Genomic DNA, 16,160 nt, shown 5'->3' on the forward strand with positions numbered 1-16,160 from the left:
CATTAAGTTTTTCATGTTAACCTCGCTAAAAAGTAAAGGATAGGTTGACATGGCTGTTACTTGTGTTTCTTGTGGATTTACCAATCCTAACGAGGATTTGCTATTTTGTTTAGAGTGTGGCGCGTTGGGGGGGGGGGGTGAGTATCAAAACTCCCAAAGTCTAAAAGCAGTCCAAGCAAAAATCCAAACTTTTCTTAAAGAAAGTCAAAAAGCTAAGGTAGGTGTGCGAGTGCGCGCCCCACTTGAGGATTTGCAGGGGATGTTTGAGGAGGCAGTGCAAACGCGCAACTTCTTACAGGTTTTAAAAGGCTATATGGGGGGAAATGCCACACATATTCAAGGTTTTATAGAGCAACTTGAAAAATTCTTACAAAGAGATGCAGAATTTCAAATCGCTTTTGTGGGCACGATCAAGGCGGGCAAATCCACGCTCATCAATGCGATGCTTCAAAAAGATTACGCCAGTGTGGATGTCAATCCTGAAACCGCAGTGCTCACCAAATTCAAATACGGCGCAAATCCGCTTGCTACCATTAGTTTTTATACAGCCAAAGAATGGGCGCAAATCTTGGGGAGCGCAAAGCACAGCGCGGGTAATTTTTTTAAAGAATACGAGAAATCTCAAGCCGAACAGGAAAAATCTCAATGGTTAAACAAGCCCAGCATTAGCGAACCTTTAAGCAAGGAATGTTTAGCCAAATACACCTCTTCTAGGTCGAGCGCGCATTATTTTGTCAAAGAGGTGTCTATCCAGTTTCCCGAGTTTCCCTATGAAAAAAATATTGTTTTTGTAGACACTCCGGGTTTAAATGATGCAATCGCTTACCGCTCCAATGTTACGCGCAACTACATCCAACGCGCCAATGTGGTTCTAATGTGCGTGGAATGTAAAAATTTGCAGGGAGTGGAGTTAGACACCATTTTTAGAATTTTTGATAACACCTACGGACACCCAGAGAAAGTCTACACTTTGGGCACACATTATGACATTCTTAACAATCCCAAAAAAGATTGGGAAAAAATCAAGGGCAAATGGATGGAGTACTTGAGTTTAGATCATGGAGGAAGGGGGAAAACGGGCTATAGCTCTAAGTTAGCCCAACAAAATATCATCCATGTTTCTGGGCATTTGTCCTTACTCTGTAGTCTTTTTGAACAAAAAACTTTGGGTGCAGAGGAGGAAAGGCAACTTAAACGGCTGTGCTATGGGTTTTTTGAAGATGACAAGATCGCAACCCATCTTAAAGAGTTGCAGAAAATCTCTAATGTAGAGGCGATCCATCAAAGGATTAAAGAAGACATTTTAAATAGTGTGCAACAAGAGATTATCAAAGATGCCACTAGGAATTATGCCTTAATCCAACAAGAGATCAAAGATTATTTTGAACACAACGCCCAGAGTTTGCACGAGGATTATACTAGCGCGCGGGGCGACACGGCTAAAATCAGTGCCAAGATTGAACAGGACAGACAAAAACTAGAAAGCTTAAAAAACTCTAAGTTGGAGTTTGAGGACTTGATCGCTGGTTTTAATCAGGAATCTAAGAGCGTCCTCGATGATCTAGATGCGCAGATTGAAAAAATCATTCAAGAAAGCGGGGTGTGAGATGGGATTTTTGAGCAGTCTTTGGAGTGGGGTTAAGAGTGTTGCTAGCGCAGTTGGGGGTGCTGTTGTAAGTGCTGGAAAAGCTATTGTCAATGGTGTAAAGAGTCTTTTTGGTTTTGGTGAGAAAACCGCTAGAGAAGTGGGGCAAATGGCCTCTTATTCTGCTAGTAGCGCAACAGCGCAAGAAACCCTTGATCTCAATAAAGTTTTAGCTGAGTTTAAAGCAAAGGCCAGAGAAATGTCCATTGAGCCACAGGAAGCCTTGAGGCAGGAATGCGTCGCCGTCTTTGATCGCTTGGTAGAGGAGATAGAAAAAATGGGGGCATATTGCAACTTGCAATCTTTGCGCCAAAATATACGCAACCATCAAAGGTCTATTTTTGGGCGCATTAAGGGCTTCCATGAAAAACTTTACACCAAGATCAGCCTAGATAATCCCAAATGCCAAGAGGTTTGTATGCTCGACTCCGGGCAAGAAAAGGAACGCAGAATGAATCAGCTCATCAACCAAGCCATCCAAGATTCTTTGAGAGACTTTAAAAAAGAGATCAAGGGCAAGGTGCAAGAAGCGATCTCTAGCGTGAAAGAGAAACTAGAGGATCGCCTAGAAAAAGAAAACATGCTCCTCAAGCAAAGCTATGAAAGACTAAAAGATATTCAAGAGGTGGCAGGCGATGTTGCCCAAAAAGAACAGCAACAATTAGACCTAGCTTTCCAGCTCTTTAGTGCCACCTATGCTAGCCAACAGCTCCAAATCCATCAAAAATCCTCTAAGGTTTAAACACGAGGTCTTGTACATCACATGGAGCAAGAGGAAATCCGCAAACAACTAGAGGGTATATTATCAGATTGGTGCGAAAAAAATCTACCTCCTTTGATCGCTTGAGTTTGGAGGTTATGCGCAAACACTGCGCACTTTTTGATCGCCTGTTAGCAGGTGTAGATAAGAGCGATAGCTTGCATAAGGATATTTATCACCATCAAGTTTCAATCTTTAAACATATCCGCTCTTTTCATCAAAGGCTTCGCTCACAAATAAGCCTAGCTAATCCAGAGTGCTTAAACATTTGTGCCCTTAATCCCGGGACTGAAAAAACAGAAAGAATGGAAAAGCTTCTCTCTTTGGTACTCAAAGACTCCCTCAAGGAGTTTCAAGAAAAAGTGCACAAGTCTATCCTAGATATGCAAAGAACATTAAAAAATCGCCTAGCAAGAGAGGAGGGTCTCATTGCGCAAAAACTCAAGCATATCCCAAACATCAAAGCGAATTTAAAAAGCCATGAGAAAAAACAATTTGAGTTAACTTTCAGGCTATTTGTTACTTCCTATGGCGCATGGATTCTTCAGAAAAAACCCCCAAAAAAGGTCATCAATGTACCACTTCATCTTGAATAGCGCAAAGACAGACTTCTATCACTATAAAAGCAAGACCTACGAAAGACTAGGGCTAAAAACTCCCGATGATGTACAAGAACAGCAATTATTAGAGATTGCTCAACGATACCAAAAAAACCTAAGAAAAATTGAGGCGTGTGTGCAACAATATTTAGAATCTCAACTCAAAAATTATACAAGCTTGCGTTTTGAAACCCTCAAAGACGCGGACATCACGCTGAATTTAGATTTTGAGGTTTTCATCAGTAGGGATACAAATATCAAAATCACGCATCTGTATCCTGTCTTTAAAGGGGTTTTCAAAAGGTTTGTAGTTTATAAAGTTAAAAAACTCCTAGAAAAAATACAGAGCAAGCTTTTAATGCGTAAAATCAAAACCAACCACCTTTGGCTTCAACGCGCCAGCACCCTATCTTTCCAAGAGTTTCTCTATTTCCAAGCTTTAAAAACTTTCCAATCCCCCTAAGCCTGCAACTCTTGTAAGCTTACGGGGGGATTGTGGCTGAATTTGGAATATTCGAGCAAACTTAGTAGCACTTTTTCGACTGCCTTTAGGGTGGTAAAATAAGAGATTTTGTTTTTGAGCACCTGCATGCGGATGATTTTAGAGTCCTCATTGAGTCGGTCGCTGGTGTTAATGGCCATGTCAATCTGCTGGTTTAGCATAAAGTCCGAGATATTAGGCCGCCCCTCAGAGATTTTAAGCACTTGCACGCTTTCTAGCCCCTCAGTTTGCAGGGCTTTATGTGTGCCCGTAGTGGCGTAGAGCTTAAAGCCAAGGCTGGCAAACGCGCGCATTAAGGGCATGGCACGCTGTTTGTCGCTGTCTTTCAAGGACACAAAGATATGCCCGCTGTGCTTAATGGGGTTGTTGCACGCTAATTGGGATTTATAAAAGGCTTCAGCGAGTGTGCGCCCCACACCTGCCACCTCCCCCGTGCTCTTCATCTCAGGTCCTAAGACCAAATCCGCCCCATAAAGTTTATTAAAGGGGAACACGCTCTCTTTGACAAAAACATAATTTAAAGGCTTGGCTACAAATAACCCTCCGCCTTTATTCTCTAGACCCTTAAAGCTCTCTAAACTCTGCCCCACCATCACGCTAATTGCCATTGCTGCAAGGTCTAGCCCTAGTGCTTTAGAGACAAAGGGCACGGTGCGCGAACAACGAGGGTTGATCTCTAAGACATAGAGTTTTTGATCTTTATAGGCAAATTGGATATTCACTAGCCCCAACACCTGCAAGCCTAGCGCGATTTTTTGAGTTTGGCTATAAACCTCCTCTAACACCTGTGGGCTTAGGCTTGGGGGGATAAAACAAGTGCTATCGCCTGAGTGGATACCGGCGGGCTCAATGTGCTCTAACACAGAGCACACAAACACGCTTTTTAAATCGCAAATGGCATCCACATCCAACTCTAAAGCGTCCTCTAAAAAGCTATCCATTAAAAGACTGGTTTCAAAATTATAACCTTCTATGTAATCTAAGCATTCTTGTTTACTGCGTAAAATACGCATTTTAGCCCCCCCTAGCACAAAACTAGGGCGCAAGATTAAGGGCAACTCGAGTTGGTCTAAACACTCTAGGGCTTGGGTCTTGGAGTTAGCGCATAACCCTTTGGGGTAGGCGATGTTTAGATTGTCTAAGAGTTTGTGGCATAAGTCGCGTTCTTCGGCGATCTCAATGTTTTTAAAGGCTGTGCCTAGCAGGGGGATATTGAGGGCTTCTAAATCTTTGGCAATTTTTAGGGGTGTTTGCCCCCCAAAGCCCACCACCACGCCTAATAAATGCTCTCTTTCGCGCGCCACAATCTCAAGCACATGCTCTAAGGTGATGGGCTCAAAGTAAAGCGTGTCGCTGGTGTCGTGATCCGTGCTAATGGTCTCGGGGTTATTGTTGATAATAATAGGGCTTAAGCCCAGCTTTTTAAGCGCTAGGCTGGCGTGTGTCAAGGCGTAGTCAAACTCCATCCCCACCCCGATTTTATTCGCGCTTGAGCCAATGAGTATGACTTTTTGGCGTGTGGATTTGGAGGCGGCGTTGTGGGTGGGGAAAAAGGGGGCATAGGTGCTATATAGATAGGGCGTGGGGCTTTTAAACTCATTCGCGCTCAAATCCACTTGATACATCTTAGGGTGCAAGTCTAAAGCCTCTCTAGCTTGGCGCACTTCTAGCTCGTGCGTGCCTAAAAAGCTAGCAATGAGCGCATCGCTTAAACCCATGCTTTTAAGTTTAAATAAGGCTTGTTTGTCGCTAAGTAGGGCTTGTTTGTCTGCCTCTTTAAGCTCTAATAAGGCTTGCACGATTTCAGCTATCTCGTTTAAAAAGTAGGGGTCAATATAGCTTAGGGCATGCACCTCATCCACGCTTAAACCATCGCTAAAGGCGTGCATGGCATAAAGCAGGCGTTTAGGGTTGGGGCGGCGTAGCTCCTTTTTAAGAAACTCTAGCTCTAGGGGTTGTTCTAAAAAGGCGCGCAAATTTTTTAAGAGATAATCACTCTCTAAAGCTTTCATCAAGCTCTCTTTAAAACTGCCCCCAATGCCCATCACCTCCCCTATGCTTTTCATCGAAGTGCCTAAAGTGCTATCCACTTGGGGAAATTTCTCAAAGTCAAAATGGGGGATTTTGGTGATGATGTAATCTAGCGTGGGCTCAAAGCAGGTTGTGCTCTGCGTGATGTCATTTTGAATCTCTTCTAGCGTGTGCCCTAGAGCTAAAAGCGTGGCGACTTTAGCGATGGGAAACAAGGTTGCCTTGCTGGCTAGGGCCGAGCTTCTACTAACCCTAGGGTTCATTTCAATCACCAATAAACGCCGATCTTTGATGGCAAATTGCACATTCGCCCCCCCCGTATCCACGCCCACCGCCCGCAAAACCGCAAAGCTAGCATCGCGCATGCGTTGGTATTCTTTATCTGTCAAGGTCAAAGCGGGGGCAATGGTGATGCTATCGCCTGTGTGGATTCCCATAGGATCGACATTTTCAATACAGCACACAATCACGCAATTATCCTTGCAATCGCGCACCACCTCCATTTCAAACTCTTTACAGCCTAATAAACTCTCTTCAATGAGAATTTCGCTAATGGGCGAAGCTTCTAGGGCGAATTTGGCCAGGTCTCTAAACTCCTCAATGTTAAAGGCGACACTACTGCCCTCCCCGCCCAAAGTAAAACTAGAGCGGATGATACAAGGAAAACCCACCTCTTTAACCACACTGAGTGCCTCCTCCTCGCTGTAGGCATACCCCCCTTTGGGCAAATCTAGCCCAATGCCTAGCATGCACTCCTTAAAGGCGCGCCGATCCTCTGCTTTTAAAATGCTCTCAATCTTAGCCCCTAAGAGTTTGACATTTTTAAGCGCCCCCTCAAAATGCCCCTGCTGGTGCAACTCCACCATGATATTGAGCGCAGTTTGCCCCCCCATGGTGGGTAAGATCGCCTCTATGCCCTCTTTTTCTACGATTTTAAGCACATTTTGTATGTTAATGGGCTCAATGTAGGTTTTATAAGCTAAGGCTTTATCCGTGTTGATGGTAATAGGGTTAGAATTTAACAACACCACCTCATAGCCCAAATTTTTAAGCGTTTTAAGGGCAATGCTAGAGGAGTAGTCAAACTCGCACGCCTGCCCTATGACAATAGGACCCGATCCGATGAGTAAAATTTTCTTAAAGTTTTGCATAGGAGGGATTATAGCAGAAGTTGGGGCTTAGGACGTAGGCTAGCTTAAGCCCCCTAAAGAATTTATTTTTTATACCAAGTAGGGAGTTTGGCTAGGCTAGAGCAATTTTCAAACATCATAATCATAGATTTCACGCTTGATATCTTCCAACTATCCAAAAATTGGTTAAAACTTTGGCAATCCTCAAACATCCAGTTCATACTCTCTACTTTTGACACATCCCAATTTTCCAATGGCTGGTTAAAGCTGGTGCAACCATCGAACATGGAATACATATTGGTAACGCTAGAAACATCCCAAGCATTTAAAGGTTGGTTAAAACTTTGGCAACTGCTAAACATACAGCGCATATTTCTCACACGCGATACATCCCAATCATTTAATGATTGGTTGAAACTCTCGCAATTCTCAAACATCAATTCCATATCCTCAACACTAGAAACATCCCAACTTGAAATATCATGGTTAAAGTGGATGGCTCGATAAAACATGCCTTTCATGTTGGTTACATGGGAGGTATCCCAAGTTTCTAAGCCTTCAAAGTTCCGCCGATTAAAGGATTTCAGGGTTTCTTCATCATCACTTGGGTCAAAATCCTCTTTATCCTTTTCATGCACATGCGAAAACACATAGCTTAAATCTGTAATCTTGCTAATGTCAATCCCGCCCAAATGCACGCTCTCATCGGCAACTAATTTTTTAAGCTCTTCTTTGCTCTGGGGGAAGTGTTTTTTAGTCATCTGGGCATAGTTTTCAAGAGCAGTCATCATGTCCCCTAGTTGCTCTAAGAGGCGTTTGTCTAATTGCTCTTGTTTTTGGTAGGCTTTGAAGTTATCCAGTGCCTTTTCTAGCTCCAAGACACTCCCTTCTAGGTTTTCTAAATCCTCACAAGCACCAGCAACATACTTATTGCTAACTAACACAAACGCATCCAAAGGTTTGTCTATTTTGGCTCTAACACACCTAAATAAGATTAAAATCTCTTCTAATGCCAAATCATCCTCTAAATTGGCATAGTGTTGATCGAGGGTTTGGATTAGGTGCGTGAGCGCATCTCTAAGCGCGCTAAACTTGGTGTGCAATTCGTAGACTTCCTGCTTAAGCTCTAATCCGCTCTCCAAAGAGCTTAACACCCCCTTACCCAAACGGCATGCTCTTTTAACGCTTTTGATCTCTTGTTCCAATTTTTCTAAGACTTGTTGCATGGCAATTCTCCAGAATTAGACTTGAATCAAATATTTTTACTGCAAGATAGCCAACCACATGGAAAACCCAGCAATCTGTGTTAGAATGCTTGGACAATACATTAGAAGGATAGATATGTACAAACGCGCTTTAGTATTGGCTTCTTTGGCTGTGGGGCTGGCTTGGGGGCAGGATTTTGCTAAGTTGAGCGATGAGGAGTTGCTCAAAATCGCGGGCACTCTGCCGGCTAGTCAGGCCTTGAATTATCGCATGGAAGTGGTGAAACGCTTGAGATCACTTGATGAGGAGCACCAAAAGGAGTTTAAAAAGGCTTTTGGCCAGAGCGCGCGGGCGAATTTGAGCAAAATGAGCTGGAAAGAGTTTTCTCACATGCGCGAGCAAGTGCGCCACAATCTAGCCAAGGCTAAAAAGAAACACAGCCTTAAAGAGCTTGAGGCGATGGGCTTGAATATTGACATTTGCAAGGGCAAAGAACGCCGTGTTTGGTGCGCCCCTACGACCTCTCACTAGATCGCAACTGCTTAGGTGAAAGCTAGCAAAGCTGGAGGGACACAAAAACACAAACAGAGGTAAAAACAACTTTTCATGGTGATGGCGTGTGGGGTTGGTACACATTTAACAAGTTACCACCACCCAAGTCCTTTAAGTTTTAGTCTGGATACCAACGGGGGCGTCTAGCTAGGCTATCACAGCCAGAAAACATTTGACCCATATCTCTCGCATTTACACTAGAGACATCCCAACTATCTAAAGGCTGGTTGAAGCTAGAGCAATCCCTAAACATACAACCCATGTTTTCCACGCTAGAAGTGTCCCAGTCGTCCAAGGGCTGGTTAAAACGCTTACAGCCATCAAACATGCAAAACATATCTTTGACACTAGAAACATCCCAATCATCTAAGGGCTGATCAAAGTATTCGCAATGCTGAAACATCCCATACATGCTCTCCACACTGGACACATCCCATTCATCTAAAGGTTGGTCGAAGTTTTGGCAATTTTCAAACATGTTCTTCATACTTTTGACATTAGATACATCCCAATCATTTAAAGGCTGGTCGAAACGAGCATCTTCACAATAGCCCATTTTAAACATCGCCTCCATAGTCTCTACACTAGAGACATCCCAGTTGTCTAAGGACTGGTTAAAGCTATGGCAACCTTCAAACATGCCTTTCATGTTTTTAACATTAGATACATCCCAGCTGTTTAAAGGTTGATTAAAGTTTTCACAACCATCAAACATGTTTTCCATTTTTTCCACGCTAGAAACATCCCAGTTATTTAAAGATTGGTTGAAACTACGGCACACCCAAAACATAAAAGACATATCCTCCACATTGGATACATCCCAGTTATTCAAGGGTTGGTTGAAACTCGTGCAACGAACGAACATATTATTCATATATTTCACACGGGACACATCCCAATTATTTAAAGGCTGGTTAAAATTTCCACAGCCACTAAACATGGCATCCATTTCTTGCACCCTAGACACATCCCAGCTATTCAGGGGCTGATTAAAGCTCGTGCAACCCATGAACATAGCACCTGTTCTAAACGCATTGGACAACTTCCAGCCCTGCAAAGCCCCATTAAAATTTTCACAATAAGCAAACATCCCGTGCATATTCTGCACCCTAGAGACATCCCAGTCATTTAAAGGCTGGTTGAAGTTTTGGCAACGCACAAACAAGAAAGTCATGTGCTCGACCCTAGACACATCCCAACTATTCAAGGGCTGGTTGAAGTTTTCACACAACCTAAACATCGCCTCCATGTTCTCTACTTGAGACACATCCCAACTAGAAATGTCATGGTTAAAATGGATAGCTTTGTAAAACATGGCTTTCATGTTGCTAACATGGGAAGTGTCCCAGCTTTCTAAGCCTTCAAAGTTTTGGCGGGTGAAGGGTTTGACTTCATCGTCTTTGTACCCCCCCCCCCTCCCCCCCCCAGTGGCGTGCGAAAACACAAAACCTAAATCCGTGATTTGGCTAATGTCGATCTCGCCTAAGTGGATACTCTCATCGGCGACTAATTTTTTCAACTCCTCCTTGCTTTGGGGGCAATATTTTTTAGTCATCTTAGGCGTGGCTTTAAGGCTGGTGGGGGTGTTTAGGGCGGGGTGTTCTTTTAGGGTAACTAGGACACCCTCCACATCCAAGACACTTTGTTCTAGGCTCGCTAGAGAGTCTAAGACTTCCTTAGCGGTGCTGGCTTGCTCTAGGCTGGCTAAGGGCGTGTTGATCCTAGCTCTAACGCGTTTAAGCAAGATTAACATTTCTTCTAAGGCTGTATCGTCCTCTAGGCTAGCGTAATGCTCATCTAGGGCTTTGCTGACATGTGTGAGTGCCTCTACTAACGCACTAAATTTAGCGTGTAATTCTTGGGTTTCCTGCTGAACCTCTAAGCCCTCTTCTAACACACTCTTGCCCAAACGGCACGCGCGTTTGGCACTCTTGATCTCTTGCTCTAATTTTTCTAAGACTTCTTGCATGGCGATCTCCTAATCAAAATAGAATAGAAGATGATTCTAACACAAAACTAAGTTTCAGGGTAAATACACGCGCGGGAGGCGTTTGGTGAGCATGGTGATAGCTTCATAATTGATGATACCCAAGATTTTGGCAATGTCCCCCGCCCCCATAGCCCCGCTTGCAGGCTCGCCCAAGAGAATCACCTCATCGCCCTCTTGTGCCTTTATATCGCCCACATCAATAAAGCACTGATCCATGCACACCCCCCCAATCACAGGCACTTTTTGCCCATGCAAGAGTCCCCAAGCCTTGTTACCCAAAATTTTAGAAAAACCATCCCCATAGCCTAAGGGCAAAACCCCTACGCGGGTGTTTTTCATGCAATAGTAATCCTCCCCATAGCCTACCAATCTCCCGGCAGGAATGTCTTTTAAACTCACAATCTGGGCTTTGAGGGTGAGGACATGGCGCAGGGACAACCCCTTTTTCTCTAGGACATCTTGGGTGTAAATAGAGGGGTGCAGTCCATAGAGAGCCAAGCCCACGCGGACTAAATTCATGCCATAGCTGGGCATGCTCAGTGCGCACGCGCTATTGGCCATGTGTTGGTATTTAAACTCTAATCCCATGCCTTTAAGTTGATCGACAAATTCTACAAAGCGCGTGGCTTGCTCGTGGGCGTAATTTTTATAGAGCGCGTCCGCGTTGCTATGGTGGGTGAAAACGCCTTCTAGCTCTAGCCCTTTAAGTTGGGAAATCTTGGCGATTGCAAGCGCGCTTTCTTGGGTAGGGAAAAAGCCCAAGCGACTCATGCCCGTATCCACTTTGATATGCACCTTGAGCTTGCGCCCTAGTTTAAGCGCGACCTTAGAGAAATAGAGTGCTTGCTTTTCACAAAAGAGGGTTTGGGTGATATTGGCTTGTATGAGTCCTTGTGCCATGTGATTGGGAGTGAAACCTAAAATTAAAATAGGCACTTGGGCAAAGCGTGCGCGCAGTTCTAGGGCTTCATCATAAGTGGCTACCCCCAGATACCCCGCTCCCTGTTCTAAAAAAACACGGCTAGTCTCTAGCGCACCACACCCATAAGCATTCGCTTTTACCACCGCCATGATGCTCATCTCAGTCCCCAACAATGTGCGCATGACTTGGAAATTATGCGCTAGGGCTTGGGCGTTAATCTCTACATAGCTAGCACGATTTGGTTGCATAACAGGCCTGTGTTTGTAGGGCAAAATAAGATTTTGTTTCGGCTACAACCACCTTATGAAGCAAAAGAAGCGCAATCAAATTAGGGATAGCCATTAACGCATTAGCAATATCAGAGAAATTCCACACAAATTCTAATTTAGTAAGTGCACCCACAAAAATACCTCCCAAATAAAGAAAGCGATAGACAACAATGTAGCTTGCACCAAAGGTAAATTCTATACTTCGTTCGCCATAATAGGCCCAGCCTACAATGGTGGAATAAGCAAAAAAAATCGTTGAAGCAAAAACTATCCAGCCTCCGTTAGGATAAAAATAGCGCACGCTCTCATAGGTCAACAAGCTAGCGTCATGGAATTGATAATGCACAGGTGCCATGAGCACTAACAAAGCTGTAGAAGTGCAAACCACTAAAGTAATGATGAGAGGTTGTAACATGGTGATTAAAGCCTGCTTGACTGGATGCGCGCTCTTGGAAGCGGCTGCCACGATGGCTGCACTGCCCATGCCTGCCTCATTAGAAAAGAGTCCTTTAGAAACTCCAATCTGAATAATGGCAAGCAAACTCGCTCCACCAGCCACACCACCTAAGATAGGCTGAGGGTGAAAGGCTTGCAAAACAATGAGCTTTAACGCATCTAAAGCTGCGCTAGGATGGGTAAGCACAATATAAAGAGTGGTAAGCACATACAAAAGCACCATGAAAGGCGCGAAGTAATCGCTAAATTTGCTAATAGATTTGATTCCCCCCATTAAAATCAAGGCCGTAATGGCCGTGATGATAAGACCAGAAAGCCAAGTGGGCATAGAGGCATGGTGCAATAGGATCGAGGACACTGCATTAGCCTGAGTCATACTCCCAATTCCAAAGGAAGCGACTAAGGTAAAAAAGGCAAAAACAAAGGCTAACTTAGGCATGTGTAGGCCATTTTTGATGTAGTACATTGGCCCGCCCTTATAACCAAATTTGCCCACCTCGCGATATTTGAGCGAGAGCACCCCCTCTGCATACTTAGTGGCCATTCCCACCAAACCTGTAACCCACATCCAAAAAATACTCCCCGGCCCACCTGACACAATAGCAACAGACACTCCAATAATACTTCCAATCCCCACGGTTGCACCAATAGAAAGCATCAAACTTGAGAATTGTGAAATATCGCCCTTAGAATGCTTATCACGGGTACAGAGGATTCTGAAGGCATGGAAAGTTTTACTAAACTGGATACCGCGCAATAAAAAGGTATAAAAAAGCCCCGTACCCACGAGCAAGATTAGCAAGGGCACTCCCCATACCCATGTCTTTAAGATTTCTAGGAATGTGTTAAGAAATATCATTCTCTAAAAAAAGCTGAAAACAACATCACATCTACACTTTTCTCATTAGCACCCTGCGCGATCAGATCCGCGATGATTTTTCCTATAGCAGGACCAAAGGTGATTCCAAGCCAGCCTAATCCTGTAGCGTGCACTAAGTTTTTATAACGAGAATCATAGCCCAAATAAGGAATATCATTGGGAGTTAAAGGTCTAAAACCACTCCATTCTTGGACATTTTGCATCTCAAAGGGGCGTGTAAAGGTAGTAAAATTTTTCTTGATATTGTCAATTTGGGCACGCACAATTCCGGGATCATTAGTATTAAGCTCTAATTTAGAAGTGATGCGCACGGTGTTTCTACGGGGAGTCATCGCCAAGAAAATATCTGCAAAAAGAGAAGAGGTTTTAGGCTTGAGCTCTTCGGGCATCTCAAAGGTCAAACTATACCCTTTTGCTCCCATCATTAAAAAATCATTGCGGGTTTTTTTGAGCAGATAAGGGCTAGCCCCTGTAGCCAAAATGATCGTTTGTGCTTCAATTTTTCCATGACTGGTGATCACCCCATTGATCTTTTGTGCGCCAAATTCAAAGTCGCGCGCTTCTTCATTGTAATGAATCTCTACCCCTTCATTTTTGAGATAGTTTTGCAAACTCTCCATCACTTCTCTAGCATCAACATGGGCGTTTTCTTTCAAAAGGACACTGCCACAGATGTTTTCTTCACGCGCTACGGGCATATAGTCCAGTGTAGCGCGAGGGTCAAAAATTTCATAGGTGTTCGAATCGTAATGTGCGCAGGCTTTGATCTTCTTTTCAAAATTTTCCTGCAAGGTATAAATCATCAATAGCCCATCTTCTTTAAACCAAAAATCCATGCCCCGATCTAACATTTCATGGTAGACCTCTAGGCTCATCCATCCATACCGCTCAAATAGGGCTAGCGTGCGCTTGAGAGATTTCTTATTCGCACTTCTAACAAATTTCCACAACCATTTATAGAGTTGAGGGTTGAGTCCCCAATGGATATTTAAAGGGGCTTGCCCTTTGAGCATAAGTTTTAAAGTGTCGCACACCACGCCCGGGCTAGAAAGAGGGGCTTTTTTAAAGGCAGAAACTAGCCCGGCATTACCAAAAGAAGTCCCATTGCTTCCATCTGTCTGTTCGATGAGAGTAACTTCACGCCCGGCGTGGTGCAAAGCATAGGCACAACTCAAACCTACAATTCCTCCCCCAATGATCACAACATCTTTTTGCATGTTTAAACCTGCGCGATTGCTTCGATTTCTACAAGCCCATCTTTGGGAAGTTTGGCCACTTGAAAAGTCGCGCGCGCAGGGTAGGGCTCTTTGAAATAATTCCCATAAATTTCATTCACAACTGCGAAATCTTCTAAGTTTTTAAGCAAAATGATGGTTTTGACCACTGCACTAAAATCTAGTCCCGCTTCTTTAAGAATGGCGCGCATGTTTTCCATCGCTTGCGTGGTTTGCTCCTTGATCCCTCCGGTAAATTCTCCACTCTTGGGATCGATACCTAATTGTCCGGAAATAAAAACAAAACCACTGCTTTTAATAGCTTGGGAATAAGGGCCGATCGCTTTTGGGGCGTGATTCGTATTGACTTGTTGTTTTGATTGCATGATTACTCCTTTTTAAAAGTGGGGCATTATGCCCCATGCAAGCTGTGCTAAGGCTGATATTACTTGACTTCCATGTGCACAGGCTTGGCAACATTGCTTTTAATCTCTTCTACTTTGGCATCTGCTTGCTCTTTAGTGTTATAAGGTCCAATAAGATAGCGTTTTTGACCATTGCTGAGATCTTGGACTTGATGAGGGTATTTCATAAAAGCTTCCATGAATTTGAGATTAGGAACTTTGCTAAACACCCCAACTTGCAAGTAAAAGCCTTTGGGTAGCGTGCTTATAGGTTTGGTTTCGGGCTTGCCCACCTTTTCAGGTTTCACATGATCGATGGGTGTTTCTTGTTTTTTTGGAGAAGATGGAGGTGGAGTTTTTACTTCTGTTTTGGCGATTTTTGGGGTTTCTTTGGGTGGTTCGATCGCTTTTTTGGGCACTGGCTTTATCTCAGTCTTGTGAGGAGGTTTTATCGGATGCTTTTCTATAGTTTTATGCGCAACTTTTTCGTGTTTCTCATGTCTCTCTTTCTCATGTTTGGCTTTTTCATGTCCATGCGAAGCTCGTCTTTCATGGCTAGAATTTCTCACCTCTTTTTGTTCTGTCTTTTTGGTGGCAACTTTTTCATGGGAAGTTTCCATTTTTGGGACAAGTGGAGCAGGTGGAGGTGAGGACTTATCCAAAGGGCTAGCTGGGAGCATGACGGGTGCTTCGGGTATTTTTTGGGCCTGTTTAGCCTGAATATCCTTCACAATTTGATCAAATTTGTCCTCTTCTTTTTTTGGCGATGAATCCAAAGTGAGATTTTCAAAATTACTTTGATTAAAGGTATTAGGGTTAGTCTTTTGCAAACTTAAATCATTGGCTATAGGAGGGCTTTTAGAGGGCTCACGAGTACTTTTGTAAAACACCACTAACACCACGCCCAGTATGATGAGGCTAATAGCCACCCCTAGCAGGATTTTCTTAAGCTTAGAACCCTTTTCATGCTCTTCTATCGCTTCATTAAATTGTCTTCTATTGATATTGAGGTCTTGATTAGATTCTGAATTGTCCATAAGTGTCCTTTAAAATACTACATATGCCGCGCCCAGCTTGCCCCTCTTTCCTTAGCAAAAACATTATAGGGTAACACCAGAATATTAAACTGAGGGGGGAGATCGCTATTAGGAAAAGTCTTCCATTCATTGGGCAAACCTTGCGCTAGTTTCATAGAAAGGGTTTTGGCTAAACGATAACCCTCGCTAAGTTCGGTATGCCCCTTGTGCACATAAAGATGCAAGTGTCCGGGAGTACTCGTCTCATAAGCGGTAAAATTAATAAAACCCTCTTCTCTTAAGAGTAGTTGGGCCTTATGATAGAAACGATCTGGAGTACGCCCGTTGTAATCAAAAACAATATTCTCTACCTTGTTATTAGGCAGGATGAGATTATGTGCAAGAGTGATTTCTTTGCGCCAATGCTTTTGAATGAGCATAGAAGTTAGAGTAGCATCGACCCGCTCAAATTTATCATAATAGCAACGGCCTAAGTGGGTAACGCGCTCTCCAAGACCAGATTGCTTTAGATAGTAATGACTCGTTTGCATTTTAATGAGCTGTAAATCCATCTCTACCATGGG

At 43.7% G+C, this 16,160-nt stretch carries 14 protein-coding genes; 5 read left to right on the forward strand and 9 right to left on the reverse strand.

Features of this window, described 5'->3' with window-relative positions; all coding sequences use genetic code 11:
- The first annotated feature begins 49 nt into the window (after positions 1-49).
- From C6H00_RS07285 to C6H00_RS07300, 4 genes are all read left to right on the forward strand, one after another.
- The gene (locus C6H00_RS07285; RefSeq protein WP_104750321.1) at positions 50-1,606 is read left to right on the forward strand and encodes a dynamin family protein; all 1,557 of its coding nucleotides are present in this window, start codon (positions 50-52) and stop codon (positions 1,604-1,606) included.
- Position 1,607: 1 nt separating this feature from the next.
- The gene (locus C6H00_RS07290) at positions 1,608-2,387 is read left to right on the forward strand and encodes a hypothetical protein (RefSeq protein ID WP_104750322.1); all 780 of its coding nucleotides are present in this window, start codon (positions 1,608-1,610) and stop codon (positions 2,385-2,387) included.
- A gap of 71 nt (positions 2,388-2,458) precedes the next feature.
- Positions 2,459-3,001, forward strand: a complete 543-nt coding sequence (locus C6H00_RS07295) for a hypothetical protein (RefSeq protein WP_233704477.1) — start codon at positions 2,459-2,461, stop codon at positions 2,999-3,001.
- Complete coding sequence (locus tag C6H00_RS07300) at positions 2,979-3,467, forward strand: hypothetical protein (protein ID WP_104750324.1); 489 nt, start codon at positions 2,979-2,981, stop codon at positions 3,465-3,467. Before C6H00_RS07295 ends, C6H00_RS07300 begins: the two co-directional genes overlap by 23 nt.
- On the opposite strand, the gene carB is transcribed toward C6H00_RS07300, so the two are convergent.
- Together carB and C6H00_RS07310 are read right to left on the reverse strand one after the other, a co-directional pair.
- Positions 3,464-6,697: a carbamoyl-phosphate synthase large subunit gene (carB, locus tag C6H00_RS07305; RefSeq protein WP_407645545.1), complete on the reverse strand. Its 3,234-nt coding sequence runs from the start codon at positions 6,695-6,697 to the stop codon at positions 3,464-3,466. The two genes, C6H00_RS07300 and carB, sit on opposite strands and share 4 nt — an antisense overlap.
- Positions 6,698-6,750: 53 nt before the next feature.
- On the reverse strand, positions 6,751-7,893 hold the full coding sequence (locus tag C6H00_RS07310; protein ID WP_104750326.1) for a BspA family leucine-rich repeat surface protein: 1,143 nt from the start codon (positions 7,891-7,893) through the stop codon (positions 6,751-6,753).
- Positions 7,894-8,008: 115 nt separating this feature from the next.
- Between C6H00_RS07310 and C6H00_RS07315 the strand changes: the two genes are divergently transcribed.
- Complete coding sequence (locus C6H00_RS07315; RefSeq protein ID WP_104750327.1) at positions 8,009-8,404, forward strand: DUF1104 domain-containing protein; 396 nt, start codon at positions 8,009-8,011, stop codon at positions 8,402-8,404.
- Between the two features lie 139 nt (positions 8,405-8,543).
- On the opposite strand, the gene C6H00_RS07320 is transcribed toward C6H00_RS07315, so the two are convergent.
- Genes C6H00_RS07320 through C6H00_RS07350 form a run of 7 tightly spaced genes read right to left on the reverse strand, consistent with a single transcriptional unit; the run spans position 8,544 to position 16,157 of the window.
- Positions 8,544-10,394 carry a BspA family leucine-rich repeat surface protein gene (locus tag C6H00_RS07320; protein WP_104750328.1) on the reverse strand — a complete coding sequence of 617 codons (1,851 nt, stop codon included), beginning with the start codon at positions 10,392-10,394 and terminating at the stop codon, positions 8,544-8,546.
- A 54-nt stretch (positions 10,395-10,448) separates the two neighbouring features.
- Positions 10,449-11,585: an alanine racemase gene (gene alr / locus C6H00_RS07325; protein WP_104750329.1), complete on the reverse strand. Its 1,137-nt coding sequence runs from the start codon at positions 11,583-11,585 to the stop codon at positions 10,449-10,451.
- On the reverse strand, positions 11,566-12,921 hold the full coding sequence (locus C6H00_RS07330; RefSeq protein WP_104750330.1) for an alanine/glycine:cation symporter family protein: 1,356 nt from the start codon (positions 12,919-12,921) through the stop codon (positions 11,566-11,568). The genes alr and C6H00_RS07330 overlap by 20 nt, the downstream gene beginning before the upstream one ends.
- Entirely contained in the window at positions 12,918-14,159 is a 1,242-nt protein-coding gene (locus C6H00_RS07335; protein ID WP_104750331.1) for an NAD(P)/FAD-dependent oxidoreductase, read from the reverse strand. Before C6H00_RS07335 ends, C6H00_RS07330 begins: the two co-directional genes overlap by 4 nt.
- A 2-nt stretch (positions 14,160-14,161) precedes the next feature.
- A complete protein-coding gene (locus C6H00_RS07340) occupies positions 14,162-14,542 on the reverse strand; it encodes a RidA family protein (RefSeq protein WP_104750332.1) in 381 nt (126 codons plus the stop codon).
- 59 nt (positions 14,543-14,601) lie between these two features.
- Positions 14,602-15,597 carry an SPOR domain-containing protein gene (locus tag C6H00_RS07345; RefSeq protein ID WP_104750333.1) on the reverse strand — a complete coding sequence of 332 codons (996 nt, stop codon included), beginning with the start codon at positions 15,595-15,597 and terminating at the stop codon, positions 14,602-14,604.
- Between the two features lie 17 nt (positions 15,598-15,614).
- Complete coding sequence (locus C6H00_RS07350) at positions 15,615-16,157, reverse strand: DUF1882 domain-containing protein (protein WP_104750334.1); 543 nt, start codon at positions 16,155-16,157, stop codon at positions 15,615-15,617.
- Positions 16,158-16,160 lie beyond the last annotated feature (3 nt).

Origin of the sequence: Helicobacter cynogastricus (assembly GCF_900197855.1) — a bacterium.
GTDB lineage: Bacteria > Campylobacterota > Campylobacteria > Campylobacterales > Helicobacteraceae > Helicobacter > Helicobacter cynogastricus.